The organism is Streptosporangium heterodermiicola (genome assembly GCF_051390675.1).
Classification (GTDB): Bacteria; Actinomycetota; Actinomycetes; order Streptosporangiales; family Streptosporangiaceae; genus Streptosporangium.
This window is the reverse complement of the sequence record NZ_JBPJSR010000024.1, coordinates 59,352-75,141: the sequence shown is the minus strand read 5'-3', so window position 1 is coordinate 75,141 and position 15,790 is coordinate 59,352. Positions and strand designations below refer to the sequence as shown.

Here is a 15,790-nt window from a genome sequence, read left to right as displayed (position 1 = left end):
CGTGACCGTCGTCAGGACAGAGGCGCACGCCTACCCCTATCCCCGCATCTCGGGCGAGCTCACCGAGGAGCACCTGAGCATGCCCGCCGAGGAGCTGACCGCGATCGCGCGGCACCCGGTGACCGTGCATCCGGACACCAAGGCCCTCTACCACCGGCTGGCGCGCGAGATGGCCGACGAGCTGTGCGACAACAACCTGCGCGGCGAGCCGACCCGCTGGATCCTGCCCGTCGGCCCCAAGGCCCACTACCCGCTCCTGGCGCGCATCTGCAACCGGGAGCGCATCAGCTGGGCCGACGTGCACGCCTTCCACATGGACGAGTTCCTCGACTGGCAGGGCCGGCCCGTCGACCCGTCGCACCCGTTCAGCTTCCGCGGCTACTGCGACCGCAACCTCTACCAGCTGCTGGACCCCGAGCTGCGCCCCCACCCGGCCAACGTCGTCTACCCGGACGTCCTCGACCCGGACGCGTACGGCGCCCGCCTGCGCGAGGTCGGCGGGGCCGACACGTGCTTCGCGGGCTTCGGCTACCGGGGGCACCTGGCCTTCAACGAGCCGCCCTCGAACCGCTGGCACCAGTACACCGTCGAGGAGTTCGCCGCCTCCACCACCCGGGTCGTCACCCTGCTCGACGACACGCTCGTGGCACTTTCCCACCGCCTGACCGGCGGCTACACCCAGGCCATCCCGCCGATGGCCATCACGCTGGGCATGGCGGAGATCCTCTCGGCCCGGCGGCTGCACCTCATCACCGACGGCGGCGCGTGGAAGCGGTACATCGTGCGCGTGCTGCTGCTGACGACCGAACCCGAGGTGCCGCTCCCGGTCACGCTGGCGCACCGCCACCCCGACGTGCGCGTCTCGGTGGACGCCGACAGCATCGCCCCGTGCGTGCTGGGGCTGGGCGCATGACCGTGCTCGCGCTCGGCGCCTACACCCTGGACCTCTACATGTTCGGGGACCGCCTGCCCGCGGCGGGCGAGAGCGTCAACGCCGCCGAGTACGCCACCGCGCACGGCGGCAAGGCGGTGAACGTGGCGGTCGCGGCGGCCCGGCTCGGCGCGCCCGCGCGTTTCGTCGGCTGCCTGGGCGACGACGCCGAACGGCTGGCGGCGCTGGCGGCGCTGCGGGCCGACGGCGTCGAGGTGGGCGACTGCGTGATCGCCAAGGGCGTGGCCACCGGGCGCAGCTTCGTCTACGTCGACGGCGGGGGGCGGCAGATCGTGATGACCTGGCCGGGGGCGGCCGACCTGCTGGCCCCGGCGCAGGCGGCCGCCACGGCCGCGCGCCTGCCGGCCGGGTCGGTGCTCGTCCTGCAGGGCGAGATCCCGGTGGCGACCTCGTGCGCGGCGGCGGCGGCCGTCCCGTCCGGGGTCCGCGTCCTGGTCAACCCCAGCCCGGCCCGGGTGTTCCTCGGTGCGGGCGGGGCGGACCTGCTGAGCCTGGCCGACGTGGTGGTGCTCAACGAGGGGGAACTGGGCGTGCTGACCGGCGGCCGCGCCACGGACTCGCCGGAGTCCCTGCGCCTCCGTACGAAAGGGGGCGCCGTGGTCGTCACCCGGGGCGAGCGGGGAGCCGGGGTGATCGACGATCACGGCACTATGCTGGTCGACGCACCCCGCGTGGACGCGGTCGACACGACCGGAGCGGGCGACGCCTTCACCGGCACGCTGGCCGCGGCCCTGCGCGCCGGCGTGAGCCTGGCGGCCGGGGTCCGGCTCGCCTGCCGGGTGGCCGCCGTCTCGGTCACGCGCCGTTTCTGCGCTCCCAGTTACCCGTCCGCCGGAGAGCTCGGCCTCGCCCCTCTCCACGGTCCACCGGCGCAGGAGATATCCGCATGACACCACGACCGCACACCCTGGCCATCAGGATCCGCGACCGGCTCCGCCTCCTCATCGTCGAGCAGGGCCTGCGCCCGGGGGACAAGCTGCCGTCGGAGAACGAGCTGATGAGCCTGTTCGACGCGGGCCGCACCAGCATCCGCGAGGCGTTCAAGCTCCTGGAGCAGGAGGGCGTCATCCAGGCGCGCCACGGCGACGGCCGCTACCTCACCGCGCAGCCGAGCCTGGACCGTCCGCTGACCCGCCTCGAAGGTGTGACGGAGATGCTCGCCAGCCGCGGCTTCACCGCCGACGACACCGTCCTGGACGTCGCGTCGGCCGAGCCGGACCGGCACCAGCGCGAGGTGCTGCGGATGGCGCCCGGCGAGACGATCGTGCGCCTGGAGCGGCTGCGCCGCCACCGGGACGACGCGCTGCTCTACTCGATCGACCTGTTCCCGCGCCAGCTCGTCCCCCTGCCGATGGACGAGGTCGACTGGTCGGGGTCGCTGTTCCAGCTCCTCACCGAGCACGGCCACACGATCGCGTACGCGGTCACCCAGGTCCGTGCCGTCACCCTCGACGCGGCGCAGGCCGAGCGCATCGGCGGCACCGAGGCCGGCGGCGCGTGGCTGCTGCTCATCCAGACCCACCACGACAGCGCGGGGCGGCCCCTGCTGTTCTCGCAGGACTACCACCGCGGCACCGACTTCTCCTTCCACCTGGTGAGGCGCCGTGACTGACCCCTTTTCCAACGGCGCCGCGACCGGTGCCGGGATCGGCGCGCGCCGCCGCCACGTCGTGTTCGACCACGACGGCGCGCCCGACGACCTGCTGGCGCTGCTGCTGCTGACCCGCTACGAGAACGTCGATCTGCGCGGTGTCGCCGTCACCCCGGCCGACTGCCTGCCCGCGCCCGGCCTGTCGGCCACCCGCAAGATCCTCGCCCTGACGGGCCGGGACGTGCCCACGGCGCTGGGCGTGCTGCCCGGCCGCAACCCGTTCCCGCTCGCCTGGCGGATCGACGCCCTGCGGGCGGACGCGCTGCCCGTGCTCAACCAGCGCGACCCCGCCGCCGCCGCCGTCGCCGCCGCCGGGGACACGCCCCCGGCGCACGAGCGGCTCGCCGCCTGGCTGGCGCGGGCGCCGGGACCGGTCACCGTGCTGGTCACCGGCCCGCTGACCAACCTCGCCTGGTGCCTGGAACACCACCCCCGGCTCGCGGCGCGCATCGAGGAGATCGTGTTCATGGGCGGCGCCCTGGACGTCGCGGGCAACGTTCACCAGCCCGGCCACGACGGCACCGCCGAGTGGAACGTCTACTGGGACCCCGACGCCGTCAGGCGGGTGTTCGACTCCGACGTGCCGATCACCATGTTCCCGCTGGACGTGACCAACCGGGTGCCGGTGACCGCCGAGTTCGCCGAGACCTTCGGCCGCGCGTACGGCGAGCACGTGAGCGACCTGGCCGGGTCGCTGCTGGCGCTCACCTTCGGCACGCTGGAGACCACCGGGCTGCCCTACTGCTGCTGGGACAGCCTCACCACGTCCTACCTCGCCGACCAGGACATCTGCACCTTCGAGACGGTGCGCTGCGATGTCGTGACCCGGAACGCGAGCCAGGGACGAATCGTAAGAAGTGCCGGCGGCCGCGCGGTCCGCTGCGCCAGGACGGTCGACGCGGACCGGTTCTACCGGCACTTCCTCACCACTCTCGCCCCACGGGCGATGACGTCAACCACAGAAAGGATCATGCGATGAGCACGAGCACGATGGACGCGGGCGAGCGGATCGCCACGTCGTCTCTTGCCCGCCGCCGCCGGATCCTGTCCGTCTTCTGGCTGGCCGAGGACGAGATCTCCTTCTACGGGCTGCCGCTGCTGCTCCGCCGGGTACCGCACGTGGTCAGGGCGAGGGTCGGCCGGAGCGTGGCGGAGGCGGGCCAGGCGCTCGGCGAAGGGGATTTCGACGTGGTGGTGCTGCCGGTCGCGGCGGTGCCGCAGGTGATGGCGGCCGCCGGTACGCCCCGCGGCCGGACCAGGGTGCTGGCGCTGATACGGACGGAGGAGGCACGCCACCTCCCCTCCCCGGCCAAGGACCACGGCGTCGACGGCTGCCTGCTGTGGGACATGGTCAACGTCGCCGGACTGTCCTACACCTTCGCGCACCTGCTCAGCGGCGACCCGCCGGTCGTCCCGCTCGCACCGGCCGCATCACCGCCCGGGACCGCCGGCGCCGAGCCGACCGACCGGCTGACCGAACGCGAGCACACGGCGCTGACCCTGCTGCTGCGCGGCATGAGCAACAACCAGATCGCCCGCGCCATGGGCATCTCGATCCACGGCGTCAAACGGCACGTCTCGAACCTGCTCGTGAAGTTCGACTGCTCCAACCGGACGGAGGTGGCCCTGGTCGCGCAGCGGCTGGGACTCAGCTCCACCACCGGCGTTCCCCGCGTCAACCCGGCGGTCAGGTGAGGGGCGGCTCCGCCGTCCCTCCCGAATTCGCATATTGCCCGCACCCCGAAGTGACCGAAGAGAAGTGGAGCGACAATGGACGTCCCCCCCATGGAACTCAGTGGTCGCGTTCCCATCGTGCGCGCCGACGAACTCGACGCCGACATGGAGAAGGCGGCGCAGGCCATCAGGACCCAGCTGACCGACTGGGGCTTCATGGCCGCCGAGGTCCCCGGCATCGGCGCGCGCGTCCGCACCATGATGGAGGAGTTCGCGTCGGCGTGCCGGTCGACGGAGCCGAGGCTGGCCGACTACGCGCAGTCGTCGGTGCCCCAGCTGTCCGTCGGCGGCACGCACGGGTTCTTCCCGTACAACTCCGAGATCCCGCGCCTGGCCAACGGCGTGCCCGACCCCAAGGAGTTCATCCACGTCAGCGGGGCGCTGCTGGCCGACCAGCCGCCCGGTGCCGGTGACGTCATGCGTGCCTTCCCGACGTTCGGGGCGGCCGCGAACGACGTGTTCGACACCGCGTTCCGGCTCATCTCCCTGTTCGGCGAGGTCGTCCGCGGCATGCTGCCGCCCGGCACTCCCGAGCTGGACCTGTCGCGCGAGGCCACGAACCTGCGGGTGATCCGCTACCGGGACGTGGGCGACCGCGAGGTGCTGGCGCACGAGCACTCGGGCATCCAGATGCTCGGGCTGCAGCTGCCGCCCTCCGACCAGGGGCTGCAGTACGTGCTGCACGACGGCACCTGGGTGGAGCCGGTGATCGCCGGTACGGACGTGGTCCTGTGCAACATCGGCCGGATGCTGACGAGCGCCTCCAACGACCGCTTCCGGCCGTCGACGCACCGGGTGCACACCAAGCCCATGCCGGCCGGCTACGAACGCCTGTCGTCGGTGCTGTTCGCCTACCCGCCGCACAAGGCACCCCAGTGGAAGATGATCGACGGTGAGGTGACCATGCTCGACGCGACCTGGGGCGACTTCATCGACAACCGGTTCAAGGGCCTGGGCGACCCGCAGCCGTCGTCCTGACGAGGACGGGGAGGGCCTTCCGATCCGGGAGGCCCTCCCGCCGGGGCACCGCGGGTCAGGGGCCCGCGGTGTCCCGGACGACGCGCGGGCGCCCGTCATCCCAGCCTGACGGCCGTTTGAGGAAGACGACGCCGTCGATCATGCCGAGCCGGGCCGGGTCCAGCGGGAAATAGGCGAAATCCTGGGAGACGCGCGGAGCGGGCTCCGTGACGGCCTCGGCCAGGCGGCGGGCGTCGACGAGCGAGCGGTCCCACGGGAGCGTGGACAGCATGCCCTCGACGGTGTCCGGGGGCGGGGTGTCGTCGCCGGCCGTGCCGAGGGCCGAGGCCAGGAAGGCGTACCGGTCGCCCAGGTGCGCCCCGGCGATCGCCCCCGCGCTCCACCACTCCAGCCGCTGGTCGCCGAACGGCATGAGACTCCGGTCACGCTGCAGGTGGATGTTGTGGGCGAAGACCAGGGCCGGGCCGCGCTCGGCGACGGCACGCAGGTTGGCGGCCATCATCGCGTCCCGCAGGGCCGACAGCCGGGCCCACCGCACCGGGGACGTGTCGGCCATCCAGTGGTGGTAGCGGAGCAGGCCGGTGGCGGTGCGCGCGTACAGTGCCGCCCGCTCCCCGTCCTCCGCGCTGAGCCCCGGCACCTGCGTGTCGAGCAGCGCCACCAGGTCGTCGGCGATCAGCCGCAGCCGCCGGGCCTCCTCTGACCGGCCGATCGACCGGGACGGATCCATGGCCGTCGCCTCGTCCGACCACCGCTCGTCCGGGCCCAGCAGCGCGTCGAGGGTCTCCCCGGTGCAGGGCAGCGGCCCGTCGAGGAGGGCGTGCAGGGCGGTGAGCGCCTGGCGCGGGCTCGCCGCCCAGTACTCCAGGGGGCCGTCGAACCCGAAGAACCGGAGCTTCTCGTCATGCTCCTCGTTGTACGACCGCATCCAGCGCACGAGCTCGCGGTTGGCCGGGGACGCGCCGAAGCCGTGGCTGAAGCCGCGTTCCATGACGTCGTCGAGCGTGCCCGCGCCCGTCGTGACGTACTCGTCGACCACGAGGCCCATGAGACAGTCGCTCTCGATGGCGAACGACCTGTAGCCCTCCCGCTCGACCAGATGCCGGAAGATCTCGTTGCGCACCTCGCCCAGCTCCCCCACGAAGTGCCTGGCCTCGCCCAGGCCGAGCAGCAGGGGCTCGGCGGGAAGCGACCGGAGGAACGCCGAGACCCCGCGCCGTCGAGCGGCCGGGCCGTGTCCTTGATATCCATACCTTCAACGGTATCGTTGAACATTCGGTGTAAACTTTTCCCGGAAATCTTCGATCCCTTCGCGACTAACCTTCAAACGGTGGTGCATCCATGAGGCCGGTGGACCTGGCGCGCGAGCACGGCCTGTCCACCCAGGCGGTCAGAAACTACGAGGACGCCGGCATCCTGCCCGCCGCCGGACGCACCGTCCACGGCTACCGCACCTACACTCCGCTGCACGCGCACGCCCTGGACGCGTTCCTCGCCCTCGTCCCCGGGTACGGCCACCGCGCGGCCACGGCGATCATGCAGGCGGTCAACCGGGGCGCCACCGAGGACGCGCTGCGGCTCGTCGACGAGAGCCACGGCCAGCTCCTCGACGACCGCCGCACCCTCCAGGCCGTCGAGGCCGCGCTCCGCGACCTGGCGCCGGTGCCGCAGGAGCGCGGGGGCACCTTCATCGGCCCGCTGGCCAGGAGGCTCGGCGTCCGCCCCGCCACCCTGCGCAAATGGGAGAACGCCGGGCTGGTCCGCCCGCACCGCGATCCGCGGACGGGCTACCGGGTCTACGACGCTGCCGACGTACGGGACGTCCGGCTGGCCCACCAGCTCAGGCGGGGCGGCTACCCGCTGGAGCGGATCGCCCCGCTGATCGCCCAGGTCCGCTCCGCCGGAGGCGTCGCCCCGCTGGAGTCGACCCTGCACGACTGGCGGACCCGCCTGTCGGCCCGGGGCCGCGCCATGCTCAAGGGCGCCGCCGGCCTGGACGCCTACCTCCGCGCCCGCGAACCCTGAGGCCGGGGGTCACCTCCACTGCCAGGGCCGAGGCAGGGCGGGCCGGTCGCCCGCGGACGCCGAACCTCATGCCTCGGCCCGGAGATCCCGTAGTGCGGCGCATCGCGGCCCCGGGCCGTTTTAAGGAATGGCCGCGTGCGGTTGACGCCCGGTAGTGTGCCGATCATGGCCTGCCGCATCTCCGAACTGGTAATCCCCTGCCGGGATCCGCGACGGCTGGCGGCGTTCTGGTGCGAGGTGCTGGACTTCGTCGTGCTCGACACCGAGGACGCCGGCGCGGTGGAGATCGGACCGCGGGAAGGGTTCGGCGGACTGCAGCCGACCCTGGTCTTCAGCCCCACCACCGAGCCCAAGGCGGGCAAGCTGCGGCTGCACTTCGACGTCAACGCCACCGACCGCGATCAGGACGCCGAGCTCGAACGCCTCCTGAGGCTCGGGGCGCGCCCGGCCGACGTCGGCCAGACCGGCGAGGAGTCCTGGCACTGCCTGGCCGACCCCGAGGGCAACGAGTTCTGCCTCCTGCGAGCCCGCCTGAACTGACCGATCCCGAACCGGCCGGCCCTTCCGAACCGGCCCTGAACCGATCGACCCTTCCGAACCGACCCTGGACTGGCCGGCCCTGAACTGGCCGGCCCTGAACTGGCCGGCCCTGAACTGACCGGCCCTGGACCGACCGGCCCGTACCGGCAAACGATCACCATGTGAGGACTTCGCGCGCATGACGCCGCCTGCTCTTTAGACCTGACACCTTCCCCGCGCATCGGTCGCCGACGACGCCGTCGGCTCTGTTCCCCGTGCTCTTCGTCAGGTCTTCAGAGAGATCATGTCCTCACATCCTCATATCGTGCCGCCCTGGGCGGTGCGACGCACCCGCCTGCCCCTGCTCGCCCTCCAGTGCGTGGCCTGCCCCTCCGGTCACGCCACCGTCGGCGACGGCAGGTTCCGCGTCAACGCCAACGGCAAACTTCTCGACGTCTGGCTCCTGGTCAACTGCGTTTCCTGTGACCGGACCGGCAAGCTCACCGTCCACGATCGCGTCCCGGTCCGCTCGATGCCCGCCGGCCTTCTGGCCGGTTACTCGGACAACTCGCCTTCCCTCGTCACGGAGACCCTTCTCGACCCGTTGATCGCCCGGCGCAACCGGTTCGCGCTCGATTGGTACGGGTGCTGGGAACTCCACGCGCCTCCCGTTCCCGAGGATCCGTGGCCCCTTCGGATCACGGTCACCTTCGACGATCCCGTGCCGGTCCGTCCCGAACGGCTCATCGCCCACGGGCTGGGCATCAGCCGTAACGAGATCGCCCGCAGAATCAAGATCGATATCCCGCTGAACCGCAGGACGAAACTGGACTTCTCATTCGTCCTGATGTGGCCGGTTCAGTAGGTCCGGGTATCGGCGCGACGCTTCCCGCCGGGGCGGAACACGGCCGAGCCGTGTTCCGCCCCGTTCTGTCCTTCAGCCCGGCCGGGCCGACGCGGATCACACCATCACCGCCTCCGCCCAGGGCCTCCGCCGGGGGCCTTCGGCGGCTCGGCGAAGGCCCCCGGCCTGCCCGTTACCGCCGGTTGGGCGGAAAACGCGTGGTTCACCCTGGTCGATCCGCCGGGCATAGGGTTGGCGGCATGGCGCTGCGACTTGTTCAGGTGAACTTCAAGGCTCGGGACGACTCGGCGCTCGGCCGGTTCTGGGCGGAGGCGCTCGGCTGGGGCGTCTCCAGCGAGGGCCCCGGTGTGACCAACGTCGAACCCGTGGGATTCGTCTGGCCGGACCCTTCGGCCGTCTGCGTCGACGTCGTCACCGTCCCGGACCCCGAGACGGTGAGATACCGCGTGCACCTCGATCTCGCCACCACCTCCGCGGCCCACCAGGCCGAGTTGGTCGCGCGCCTGAAGGAGCTCGGCGCCACGCCCGCCGATGTGGGCCAGGGCGACGTGCCGTGGACGGTCCTGGCCGACCCGGAGGGCAACGTGTTCTGCGTGCTGGAGCCCCGGGAGATCTACCGGGACACCGGGCCGATCGCCGTGGTGATCGTCGACTGCGCCGACCCGCGGGCCATGGCCCGGTTCTGGGGCGAGGCGATCGACTGGACCCTCCACGAGGTGACCGACGATCACGCGCTGCTGCGCTCCGCCGAGGGGGTCGGGCCGTACCTGGAGTTCCTCCGCACGCCCGACAGGAAGAACGTGTGGAACCGCGTCCACCTCGACCTGCTCCCGTACTCCGCCGACGATCAGGCGGCGGAGGTGGCCCGGCTGGAGGCCCTCGGCGCGACGCTCACCGACATAGGCCAGGGCGACGTCTCGTGGAAGGTCCTGGCCGACCCCGAGGGCAACGAGTTCTGCGTCCTCGGCCGGGCCTGACGCGGATCCCCCGCCACCGCGCTTTCGTACCTCGGACACGCGGCGGCCCCGTGCTCCCCCGCCCCCGCCCGTCGAGGTTTTTGAAATTCGCCGGAAAACATCGCGGCGGGATGTCGAGAACCCGCGCGTGGCTTCGTCCCCGCGGTGAACACGGCCCACAATGGGCCGTACCGCACCAAGGAGAACACGATGGCCAAGTACCTGCTGCTCAAGCACTACCGGGGCGCGCCGGCGGCGGTCAACGACGTGCCGATCGACCAGTGGGAGCCGGAGGAGGTCTCGGCCCACGTGCAGTACATGCGTGACTTCGCCACCCGGCTCGAAGGCACCGGCGAGTTCGTCGACGGTCAGGCGCTCGCCCCCGAGGGAACGTTCGTCCGCTACGACGGCGAGGGGCGGCCGCCGGTCACCGACGGCCCGTTCGCGGAGACCAAGGACCTGATCGCCGGCTGGATGGTGATCGACGTCGAGACCTACGAGCGGGCACTCGAACTGGCCGGCGAGCTGTCCGCGGCCCCGGGCGCGGGCGGGAAGCCGATCCACGAGTGGCTTGAGGTGCGCCCGTTCTACGCCGAGCACCCGGCGGCCACCGAGTGAACGAGCCGTTGCTGCGGGAGCTGGTGCCCGCGGTGATCGGCGTCCTCGTCCGCCGCGGAGCGGACTTCGCGGCGGCCGAGGACGCCGTGCAGGACGCCCTGGTCGAGGCCGTGCGCGTGTGGGCGGACGACCCGCCGCGAGACCCCAAGGGCTGGCTGGTCACCGTGGCCTGGCGCAAGTTCCTCGACGCCGCCCGCGCCGACGCCTCCCGCCGTCACCGCGAGGTACGCGTCGAGAGCGAACCCGTGCCCGGTCCGGGCGAGGCGGTGGACGACACGCTCCAGCTGTACTTCCTGTGCGCGCACCCGTCCCTGACACCGGCCTCGGCCGTCGCGCTCACGCTGCGCGCGGTCGGCGGCCTGACCACGCGTCAGATCGCGCGGGCCTACCTCGTGCCGGAGGCGACCATGGCCCAGCGGATCAGCAGGGCCAAGCGGACCGTCTCGGGCATCCGGTTCGACCAGCCAGGTGACGTCGCCACGGTGCTGCGCGTCCTCTACCTGGTCTTCAACGAGGGCTACTCCGGCGACGTCGACCTCGCCGGCGAGGCGATCAGGCTCACTCGCCGGCTGGCGGCCACGGCCGGCCACGAGGAGGTCGCGGGCCTGCTCGCGCTCATGCTGCTCCACCACGCGCGGCGCCCGGCACGAACCGGCCCCGACGGCAGGCTCGTGCCTCTCGCCGAGCAGGACCGCGGCCTGTGGGACACCCGCCTGATCGCCGAGGGCGTCGACGTGCTCCAGGCGGCCCTCGCCCGCGACCGCCTGGGCGAGTTCCAGGCCCAGGCCGCCGTCGCCGCGCTCCACGCCGACGCCCGGACGGCCGAGGAGACCGACTGGGTGCAGATCGTCGAGTGGTACGACGAGCTGGTGCGCCTCACCGGCAGCCCGGTGGTCCGCCTCAACCGGGCCGTCGCGGTCGGCGAGGCCGACGGCCCGCGGGCCGGCCTGGCCGCCCTGGCGGAGCTCGACCCCGCCCTGCCCCGCCACACCGCCGTCGCCGCGTACCTGCGCGAGCGGGACGGCGACCCGGTGACCGCGGCGCGGCTCTACGCCGAGGCCGCCCGATCGGCGCCCAGCCTGCCCGAACGCGACCACCTCATGCGGCAGGCCGCGCGGCTCAACGCGCGGCTGCGCGGCTGAGCGGCGGGCGTTCACCGAGCACCGATCCGGTGGGGGACGGCCCGCTCACCCTAGTCCGGCCCGGACCTTCCCCGCCCTGCGCACGGCGAGGGAACGAGTGACGGTCCGTGACCACCGTGACGTCGGGTCGTCGACCCGCGCCGATATCGCAGGACGTCCCGGCCTGCCCCCGGTGGTTCGCGGTCGCCGACCGCGCGTGTAAATAAACTTTGACATGGTGTCCAAGGCGCTTTACATTGACTGATGTCAGCTTTGTTTTACATAGGGAACGGCATGGCCTTCGAGGAAAAAAGCGCCTGGGTGACGATCGTGATCTCCATCGGCGCGTACACGATCTACGTGGTGACCGTCCTGGGCCGGGCCGGCGACGGCCCGCTCGCCGACGTCGCCTACACGGGAACCCTGCTGTGGACCATCGGTGGCGCCATCGTCACCGCGATCGCGGCCCACATCGCGATGGCCGTCGCGGGCGGCCACGGCGCCGACCGCACCGACGAGCGCGACCGTGAGATCAACCAGGTCAGTGAGCGCATCGGGCAGTCGCTCGTCATCATCGGCGCGATCGCCGCACTGGTCATGGCCATCGCCGAGCTGCGCCACTTCTGGATCGCCAACGTCGTCTACCTGGCGTTCGTGCTGTCCTCGGTGCTCAGCTCGATCGCCAAGATCGCGGCGTACCGCAAGGGCGGCTTCCAGACGTGGTGAAGCCGACGCGGGTCACCAACGCGATCCGGGCCCTGCGGTTCGCGCACGGCGAGATGACCCAGGCCGAGCTGGCCGACCGGGTCGGCGTCACCCGCCAGACCATCATCGCGATCGAACAGGGTCGCTACTCCCCCTCGCTGGAGATGGCGTTCCGCATCGCCCGGGTGTTCCGGGCCGGACTCGACGACGTCTTCCAGTACCCCGACACCGAAGGAGACCCCTCATGAAGGCGATCGTCCAGGACGAGTACGGCCCGCCGCGCACGCTGAGCCTCGGCGAGGTCCCGATCCCGGTGCCCGGCGCCGACGATGTGCTGGTCCGGGTGCGCGCGGCCGGCGTCGACTACGGCGTGTGGCACATCATGACCGGGCTGCCGCTCGTCGCCCGCCTCGGCCTCGGCCTGCGCCGGCCCCGCAACCGCGTGCCCGGCATGGACGTGGCCGGCGTCGTGGAGTCCGTCGGCGCCAACGTGACCGCGTTCCGCCCCGGCGACGAGGTGTACGGCGAGGCCACCGGCGCGTACGCGCAGTTCGCGCTCGCCCGTCCGGGCAGGCTCGCCCGCAAGCCCGCCAACCTGAGCTTCACCGAGGCGGCGGCCGTACCCGTGTCGGGGGCGACCGCGCTGCGGGCCGTCGGCCAGGTCACCACCGGGGAGAAGGTGCTGGTCATCGGCGCCGGCGGCGGAGTGGGCAGCTTCGCGACGCAACTCGCGGTCGCCGGCGGCGCCCACGTCACCGCCGTGTGCAGCACGGCCAAGGCCGACCTCGTCCGGTCACTGGGCGCCCAGGCCGTCATCGACTACACGCGCGAGCCGCTCACCGGGACGTACGATCTGATCATCGACATCGCGGGCATCCGGCCGCTGCCCCTGCTGCGCGGGCTGCTCACCGAGCGCGGCCGGCTCGTCATCGTCGGCGGCGAGGGCGGCGGCCGGTGGTTCGGCGGGACCAGCCGGATGCTGACCGTCCGGCTGATCACCCCGTTCACGCGCCAGCGCCTGGACGCGCCGATCGTGCTGACCCGCGCCGCCGACCTGGACACGCTGCGCGACCTCATCGAGGCCGGGGCCGTACGACCGGCCGTCGGGCGCACGTACCCCCTGGCGGAGGCCGCCACCGCGGTGGGTGACCTGGCGGCGGGCAACGCGCCGGGAAAGCTCGTCATCACGGTCGGCTGACCCCTGCGACAAGGGGCTGTCATCCGATAGGCGACCGAGGCCGGAGTGGTGTCGATCCGTGTCGATCCGTGTCGCCCTGGACAACCTCACCCGTTCCACGTCGACATCGCCTCCATCGGCGCCGGCGGGCTCGCCGCCCTGGCCGACCACCTCACCACGCACGGACCGGTCCTGGGAACGCTCGCCGGGCCGTTGGCCGGTTGCGCCGCCCGCCTACGGCACTTCCAGCCCCTGGGCGATACCCCGCACAGCGGAGACGTTCGCCTCTCCCCTTGACGGCTCGGGAAGAATCACGGTCATGCGCCTTCATCCTGGCCGCACGTCATCACCTGAGCACGATGGCCGACCGCCGGGCCGCCACGGTCACGGGCGTGATCGGCGGACTCGGCGCGCTGGCCCTGTCCGCCGCGGCCCTGATGGCAGGAATCGGATGACTTGTCCGGGACCGCCTAATTGCCTCGCGTACGAGCCGCCTCGCGGTTTACTCTCGCGGCCATGACGTCACACGATGCGCGTGAAGGCCTCGGGATCGTTTCCGGCGGTAGCGGGCCGGTGATCCGGCAGGAGACCGCCGACGATCACCGAGATGTGCGCGAGGTCCACACGCGCGCCTTCGATGACGGCGAGCGGGTTCCCGGGCTCGTGGAGGCACTTCGCGTCGCGGAGGCCGCGCCGGCGCCGATGTCCTTCGTCGCCACCGTCGACGGCCGGGTCGTCGGGCACGTCCTGCTGAGCGCGGCGCGGCTGGACGCTCCGCGCCGGATCGTGGACGTCCTGTCCCTGTCGCCGCTGGGCGTGCTCCCGGAGTTCCAGCGTCAGGGCATCGGTACTCGGCTCGTCGCGCACGCCCTCGCGGCGGCCGACGGCCGGCGTGTGCCGCTGGTGTTCCTGGAGGGTTCGCCGCGCTACTACGGCACGCGCGGCTTCGAGGGGGCCGGGGCGGCGGGCTTCCGTTCGCCCTCGTTGCGTATTCCCGAAGCCGCGTTCCAGGTCGCCCGGTTGTCCGCTCACGAGCCGTGGATGACGGGCACCTTCGTCTACTCAGAGGTCTTCTGGGCCTTTGACTGCGTCGGCCTGCGCGACCCCGAGGCCTGAGGGCCCGCTGACGGCGGTGCCGGGCCGGGACGGCCGGCGCGTGAAGCCGGCGACGAGCCGGGCGATCGACGATCGGCGAGGGGCGAGCCAGTCGGCGATGTCGGCGACCACGGCCGCGTCGACGTGCTGGGGCGCCTCGTAGTCCGCGGGCGTGGAGGGGCCTGTGCCGGGGAAGAACAGGTGGTCGTCGGCGTCGTAGACGCGAATGGTGATGTCCGTACGGTGACCGAGGCCCGCCTGCCAGCCCGCGAGGTCGTCGGCGACGGTCACCTGGTAGTCGCGGCCACCCTGCAGGATGAGCATCGGCTTGTCCAGCGCGGCCGCGGCCGCGACCGGGTCGTAGCCGCGCAGGTCCAGCCAGTACGCCCCCGAGTAGCCGAAGGGCAACTCCGCGGCGGAGGTGGCGGCCGACAGGTGAGGGCTGTCGACGAGTGCGGCCTGCCGCGTGATCGCCTCGACGGCGGCCTGGGCGGCCGGGCCGGGATCGAGCGTGGCGAGGTGGCGGGTGACGCGCACGGCGGCGTGGTGCATGGGCTGGGTGTCACCGGCCAGGAGCACCAGGCCGGCCACGGACGGCTCGGCGGCGGCGACCCGCGGGGCGACCTTGCCGCCCATGCTGTGGCCCGCGACATGCACCCTCCGGGCATCGACGTCCGGATGACGCCGGAGCAGGTGGACGGCGGCGACGGCGTGCGGGACGTACTCCTCGCTCATCGTGAAGCCGGGCCTCGCGGCCACCTGGCCGGCGTGGGCGTAGGTCACCTTGTCGAAGCGCAGCACCGCCACGCCACGACCGGCCAGCCCCCAGGCCAGGTCCTTGAGCGGCTTGTTCGGGCCGACGGTGCCGTCGCGGTCGAACGGTCCGCCGCCGCCGAGCAGCACCACCCCGGGCCACGGGCCGCGCCCTCGCGGCAGGCTCAACGTCCCGGGCACGGCCGACGCGCCGGAGCCCACGGTGACCTCGTGCTCGCCGAACCTCCCGCGGCGGGCGTACGGCGGCGGCGTCCACTGCCCGGTGAGCGCGGGCGCGAGCCGCAGGCCCTGCAGCAGGCCGGTCCCGTCGACCGACATGACCACCGTCAGCTCGCCGCGTTCGTGCGTCACCGGGACGCTCACCTTGACCAGCTCCGCCTTCCCCGACGCGGTCACCCAGCTCTCGGGGGCCGGCTCGCCGACCGGTGTCCCGGTCGCGGTGATCGCCCCGATCCTGGAGACCTGACTCTCCCAGCCGACCCGCAGCGTCTCGGCGGACGCCACCGCCCGCAGCGGCGGGGCGAACAGCTTCTCGACGTCCGCGAAGCGTCCGCTCCGCGCCAGCTCGACGACCGTCGCGGCGATCGCCGCCGGGTCCGTTTCCACGCTCATCCCCCACG

Annotated in this window: 18 protein-coding genes; 16 read left to right on the top strand and 2 right to left on the bottom strand. The window is 72.5% G+C overall.

The features are described from left to right. Position 1 precedes the first annotated feature (1 nt). The 6 genes from ACSC1Q_RS35970 (at position 2) to ACSC1Q_RS35945 (ending at position 5,315) form a co-directional block, all read left to right on the top strand. Entirely contained in the window at positions 2–913 is a 912-nt protein-coding gene (locus tag ACSC1Q_RS35970; RefSeq protein WP_436763189.1) for a 6-phosphogluconolactonase, read from the top strand. Beyond that, positions 889–1,842 (top strand): PfkB family carbohydrate kinase, encoded by a 954-nt coding sequence (locus ACSC1Q_RS35965; protein WP_436763188.1) that lies wholly within the window; start codon positions 889–891, stop codon positions 1,840–1,842. The genes ACSC1Q_RS35970 and ACSC1Q_RS35965 overlap by 25 nt, the downstream gene beginning before the upstream one ends. After that, positions 1,839–2,564 carry a GntR family transcriptional regulator gene (locus ACSC1Q_RS35960; RefSeq protein WP_350971355.1) on the top strand — a complete coding sequence of 242 codons (726 nt, stop codon included), beginning with the start codon at positions 1,839–1,841 and terminating at the stop codon, positions 2,562–2,564. The genes ACSC1Q_RS35965 and ACSC1Q_RS35960 overlap by 4 nt, the downstream gene beginning before the upstream one ends. Beyond that, positions 2,557–3,582 carry a nucleoside hydrolase gene (locus tag ACSC1Q_RS35955; protein ID WP_436763187.1) on the top strand — a complete coding sequence of 342 codons (1,026 nt, stop codon included), beginning with the start codon at positions 2,557–2,559 and terminating at the stop codon, positions 3,580–3,582. The genes ACSC1Q_RS35960 and ACSC1Q_RS35955 overlap by 8 nt, the downstream gene beginning before the upstream one ends. Continuing rightward, on the top strand, positions 3,579–4,298 hold the full coding sequence (locus ACSC1Q_RS35950) for a helix-turn-helix transcriptional regulator (protein WP_436763186.1): 720 nt from the start codon (positions 3,579–3,581) through the stop codon (positions 4,296–4,298). The genes ACSC1Q_RS35955 and ACSC1Q_RS35950 overlap by 4 nt, the downstream gene beginning before the upstream one ends. 75 nt (positions 4,299–4,373) lie before the next feature. Beyond that, positions 4,374–5,315 (top strand): 2OG-Fe(II) oxygenase family protein, encoded by a 942-nt coding sequence (locus tag ACSC1Q_RS35945; RefSeq protein ID WP_436763185.1) that lies wholly within the window; start codon positions 4,374–4,376, stop codon positions 5,313–5,315. Between the two features lie 55 nt (positions 5,316–5,370). On the opposite strand, the gene ACSC1Q_RS35940 is transcribed toward ACSC1Q_RS35945, so the two are convergent. Then, a complete protein-coding gene (locus ACSC1Q_RS35940) occupies positions 5,371–6,438 on the bottom strand; it encodes an erythromycin esterase family protein (protein WP_436763184.1) in 1,068 nt (355 codons plus the stop codon). A gap of 218 nt (positions 6,439–6,656) precedes the next feature. Here ACSC1Q_RS35940 and ACSC1Q_RS35935 point away from each other — a divergent pair, with 218 nt between their 5' ends. The 10 genes from ACSC1Q_RS35935 to ACSC1Q_RS35890 all read left to right on the top strand — a co-directional run bounded on the left by ACSC1Q_RS35935 (position 6,657) and on the right by ACSC1Q_RS35890 (position 14,417). Next, positions 6,657–7,340, top strand: a complete 684-nt coding sequence (locus ACSC1Q_RS35935) for a TioE family transcriptional regulator (protein ID WP_436763183.1) — start codon at positions 6,657–6,659, stop codon at positions 7,338–7,340. Between the two features lie 165 nt (positions 7,341–7,505). Beyond that, positions 7,506–7,880 (top strand): VOC family protein, encoded by a 375-nt coding sequence (locus tag ACSC1Q_RS35930; RefSeq protein ID WP_436763213.1) that lies wholly within the window; start codon positions 7,506–7,508, stop codon positions 7,878–7,880. A gap of 304 nt (positions 7,881–8,184) precedes the next feature. Next, positions 8,185–8,724: a DUF1062 domain-containing protein gene (locus ACSC1Q_RS35925; RefSeq protein WP_436763182.1), complete on the top strand. Its 540-nt coding sequence runs from the start codon at positions 8,185–8,187 to the stop codon at positions 8,722–8,724. A 239-nt stretch (positions 8,725–8,963) separates the two neighbouring features. Further along, a complete protein-coding gene (locus ACSC1Q_RS35920) occupies positions 8,964–9,701 on the top strand; it encodes a VOC family protein (RefSeq protein ID WP_436763181.1) in 738 nt (245 codons plus the stop codon). A 189-nt stretch (positions 9,702–9,890) separates the two neighbouring features. Beyond that, positions 9,891–10,298 carry a YciI family protein gene (locus ACSC1Q_RS35915; protein WP_436763180.1) on the top strand — a complete coding sequence of 136 codons (408 nt, stop codon included), beginning with the start codon at positions 9,891–9,893 and terminating at the stop codon, positions 10,296–10,298. Beyond that, positions 10,295–11,440 carry an RNA polymerase sigma factor gene (locus tag ACSC1Q_RS35910; protein ID WP_436763179.1) on the top strand — a complete coding sequence of 382 codons (1,146 nt, stop codon included), beginning with the start codon at positions 10,295–10,297 and terminating at the stop codon, positions 11,438–11,440. The genes ACSC1Q_RS35915 and ACSC1Q_RS35910 overlap by 4 nt, the downstream gene beginning before the upstream one ends. A 243-nt stretch (positions 11,441–11,683) precedes the next feature. Next, the gene (locus ACSC1Q_RS35905; protein WP_436763178.1) at positions 11,684–12,145 is read left to right on the top strand and encodes a hypothetical protein; all 462 of its coding nucleotides are present in this window, start codon (positions 11,684–11,686) and stop codon (positions 12,143–12,145) included. After that, complete coding sequence (locus ACSC1Q_RS35900) at positions 12,139–12,372, top strand: helix-turn-helix transcriptional regulator (protein ID WP_436763177.1); 234 nt, start codon at positions 12,139–12,141, stop codon at positions 12,370–12,372. Before ACSC1Q_RS35905 ends, ACSC1Q_RS35900 begins: the two co-directional genes overlap by 7 nt. Then, positions 12,369–13,322, top strand: a complete 954-nt coding sequence (locus tag ACSC1Q_RS35895; RefSeq protein WP_436763176.1) for an NAD(P)-dependent alcohol dehydrogenase — start codon at positions 12,369–12,371, stop codon at positions 13,320–13,322. The genes ACSC1Q_RS35900 and ACSC1Q_RS35895 overlap by 4 nt, the downstream gene beginning before the upstream one ends. A 495-nt stretch (positions 13,323–13,817) precedes the next feature. Then, positions 13,818–14,417: a GNAT family N-acetyltransferase gene (locus ACSC1Q_RS35890; RefSeq protein WP_436763175.1), complete on the top strand. Its 600-nt coding sequence runs from the start codon at positions 13,818–13,820 to the stop codon at positions 14,415–14,417. Here the strand turns inward: ACSC1Q_RS35890 and ACSC1Q_RS35885 are convergent. Continuing rightward, entirely contained in the window at positions 14,364–15,782 is a 1,419-nt protein-coding gene (locus ACSC1Q_RS35885; RefSeq protein ID WP_436763174.1) for an alpha/beta hydrolase, read from the bottom strand. The two genes, ACSC1Q_RS35890 and ACSC1Q_RS35885, sit on opposite strands and share 54 nt — an antisense overlap. Positions 15,783–15,790: the final 8 nt, after the last annotated feature.